Origin of the sequence: Sporichthya sp. (genome assembly GCF_013815995.1) — a bacterium.
GTDB lineage: Bacteria > Actinomycetota > Actinomycetes > Sporichthyales > Sporichthyaceae > Sporichthya.
The window spans coordinates 1-2,667 of record NZ_JACDFE010000363.1 but is presented as its reverse complement, the minus strand read 5'-3'; the positions used below and the strand labels follow the sequence as shown (position 1 = coordinate 2,667).

At 71.0% G+C, this 2,667-nt stretch carries 3 protein-coding genes; 1 reads left to right on the top strand and 2 read right to left on the bottom strand.

Annotated elements, in window-relative coordinates:
- Nucleotides 1-1,264 (top strand): LCP family protein (locus tag H0X00_RS23280; protein WP_293775201.1); only part of this gene is annotated, 1,264 nt, incomplete at its 5' end.
- A gap of 33 nt (nt 1,265-1,297) precedes the next feature.
- Here H0X00_RS23280 and H0X00_RS23275 read toward each other — a convergent pair.
- Together H0X00_RS23275 and H0X00_RS23270 are read right to left on the bottom strand one after the other, a co-directional pair.
- The gene (locus H0X00_RS23275; protein ID WP_293775200.1) at nt 1,298-1,726 is read right to left on the bottom strand and encodes a hypothetical protein; all 429 of its coding nucleotides are present in this window, start codon (nt 1,724-1,726) and stop codon (nt 1,298-1,300) included.
- 204 nt (nt 1,727-1,930) lie between these two features.
- Entirely contained in the window at nt 1,931-2,431 is a 501-nt protein-coding gene (locus tag H0X00_RS23270; RefSeq protein ID WP_293775199.1) for a hypothetical protein, read from the bottom strand.
- Between the last annotated feature and the right edge of the window lie 236 nt (nt 2,432-2,667).

The following is a 2,667-nucleotide window of genomic DNA, read 5'->3' as shown; positions in this document are numbered from 1 at the left end:
GCTCGACGCCTCCCAGACCGAGCGCCTGGCCGTCAAGGGGAACGTCCTGCTCAGCGTCGCCGTCGCCATGGTGGTGGTCGGCTTCGCCTGGTGCGCCACCATCCTGTCCGCCTACCGGGCCGCGCAGCCGCCGCGGACCTCCGGGCCGCAGGCGCTGGTCTCCCGCGGCCTGGTCACCGCGCTCTGCCTGGCGGTGATGGCGCCGCTGACCTGGAGCGCGTCGACGGTCTACGCCGCCCGCGACGTCCTGCACGACACGTTCCGCTCCGACCTGATCGAGGCGACCGGCGCCCAGCCCACCGTCCGGACCCCAACGCCGAGCCCGACCCCGACGCCGAGCCCGACCCCGACGCCGTTCGCGGATCAGGACCGGGTGAACCTGCTGCTGCTCGGCGGCGACGGGGAGTCCGACCGCAAGGGCATCCGCACCGACTCGTTGATCCTGGCCTCGATCGACACCCGCACCGGCCGGACCGCGCTGATCAGCCTGCCGCGCAACCTGCAGAACGTGCCGCTGCGCCCGGGCACCCCGCTGGCCACGGCCTACCCGAGCGGGTTCGCCGATTTCTGGTTCGGCATCTACACCGTGGTCGAGGACAACCCGGCCCTGATGCCGCACATCCGTGCGGAGAACGCGGCCGCGGCCGCGATCACCGACACCGCGGCCTACCTGACCGGCGTCGACATCGACTACTACGCCCTGGTCAACATGGCGGGCTTCACCACGATCGTGAACTCCCTCGGCGGCATCACGATGAACGTGCGCTCCGGCGACGGACAGCCGATCCCGATCGGCGGCTCACACGCCGCCGACGGGTCGGTCACGGCCGTGCCGCACGAGGAGATCGCGCTCGGCCGGCAGAAGCTCGATGGCTACCACGCGCTCTGGTACGCCCGGTCCCGCTTCGCCAGCGGCGACGAGGAACGTCAGGCCCGCCAGCGCTGCCTGCTGACCGCGCTCGCCCGCCAGGCCGATCCGGGATCGCTGCTGTCCAGCGTCCAGGAGTTCATCAGCGCTGCGGAGCAGGTACTGCGCACCAACATCCCCGCCGAGGTGCTGCCCGACTTCGCGGACCTGGCCCGCCTGTTCCGCAAGAGCGCGCAGATCGACCGCGTGACGATCCTCGACGTGGTCGGCTCCAGCGTGGACCCGAACGTCGAATCGATCCGGGCCCGGGTGGCCACCGCGGTCGCCGGCACCCTCACCCCCGAGGCCACCAGCGACTACGGCGTGACGCAGCCGATCTGCCCGAACCTGAAGTAGGTCCGGGCAGACCGGCTGCCGGTGGTTCGGTGATCAGCGCACAGTGCGGCTGAACGTCACCCAGTTCGAGCTGTTGGCCGAGAGGAACCCGGCCGTCGACATCGCCGAGCGCGGCTGGACCCGGAAGCTGCTGCGGCTGATGCTGCTGGCCTGCTGGTCACCCTCGCCCGAGACGCCGCCCGAGATCCACCCGGTGGTCCGGTAGCCCTGGGGCGCGGTGTGGCGGACCTTGTAGCGGCCGTTGGTCAGGCCATCGCGCTTGCTCAGCAGCGTGCAGCCGGAGAGCTTGAAGGACTTCACGACCTTGCCGTTGCGGATCAGCTGGATGGTCGAGGCGGGAGCGTCGCCGCGCCCGGCACAGATGGCGAGCGTCCCGTACGGCTGCGGACCCCGGCTGACTCCCTCGCCGATCTCGCCCGCCGCGGCGACACCTGCGGCCGGGACGGTGATCAACGAAGCCATGGCGACAATCACCGCGACACGAATGGACCTAGACATAGCGGACCCCTCCACGTTTTCCCCTGAGCCCCCGTGCTGCGTCCTTGGACCTCCGAGGGCCCTGCGCCGCTCCCTGCCAAACCAACGCTTGACGAAGCCTTGCCCGAGCGCCTGTAACCCTGACCGGAACGCCAGGTTTGCCCTCGCTGTACCATATCTGACGGATCATCAGGACATGTCGGCGAGTAGCGCCGCAATCTCCTGCGTGGCGTACCAGTGCAAGTCGTGATCTTCGGCTCCGTCGACCACAAATGCCGCATCGGCGTCACCGCCGTCGGCGGCCGACACGGCGGCCACCGCGGCCCGGATGTCGGCCTCGGCCTCGGGGTCGTCGACGAGCACCGAGGCGACGTCCGTCGCCGCGACCGACGTAGCCAGGAACACCGCCGCTTCGTGCAGATCGGACGCGAGGCTGACCGCGGCGTCCGCAACGTCGACGGCGACCACCACCCGACGGGGCGGGGCGGCCGGGTCGGCGGCCAGCAGGCGCAGGCACTCGCGGGCGGCATCGGCCATCGCCGCGAACTCCAGTTCCTCGCTGTCCCCCGAGGCGTACCACTCCCGCAGCGCCGGGGTGACCGCGTAGGCATGCAGGGGCGGCGGACCGAAGGAGCCGGCGGCGACGGCGGCCGCCAGCCTCGGGAACGTCGTCGGCAGATAGACCCGCACGGCCCCTGACCTCCTGAATTCCGCTCATCCACAGGGCCCGGACCGGACCTTGACTCGCCAGTAACTTAGCGGGTACAAATCCGCCCACACCGCAAAACACATGATCACGAACAGGACGTCGCCCGGCACCCACCGCCATGGGGCCGGAGCCGTCCGGGGGAGTTCGTCATGACCGTGGCCGCCGCCGCGATCCGCCTGCACCGCCTGCCCGCGCCCGCCACCGAGCCGCCCTACGA

Bases quoted from the DNA above. Each gene is read 5' to 3' on its own strand.
- H0X00_RS23275 (WP_293775200.1), bottom strand. From the start codon at position 1,726: ATGGCTTCGTTGATCACCGTCCCGGCCGCAGGTGTCGCCGCGGCGGGC.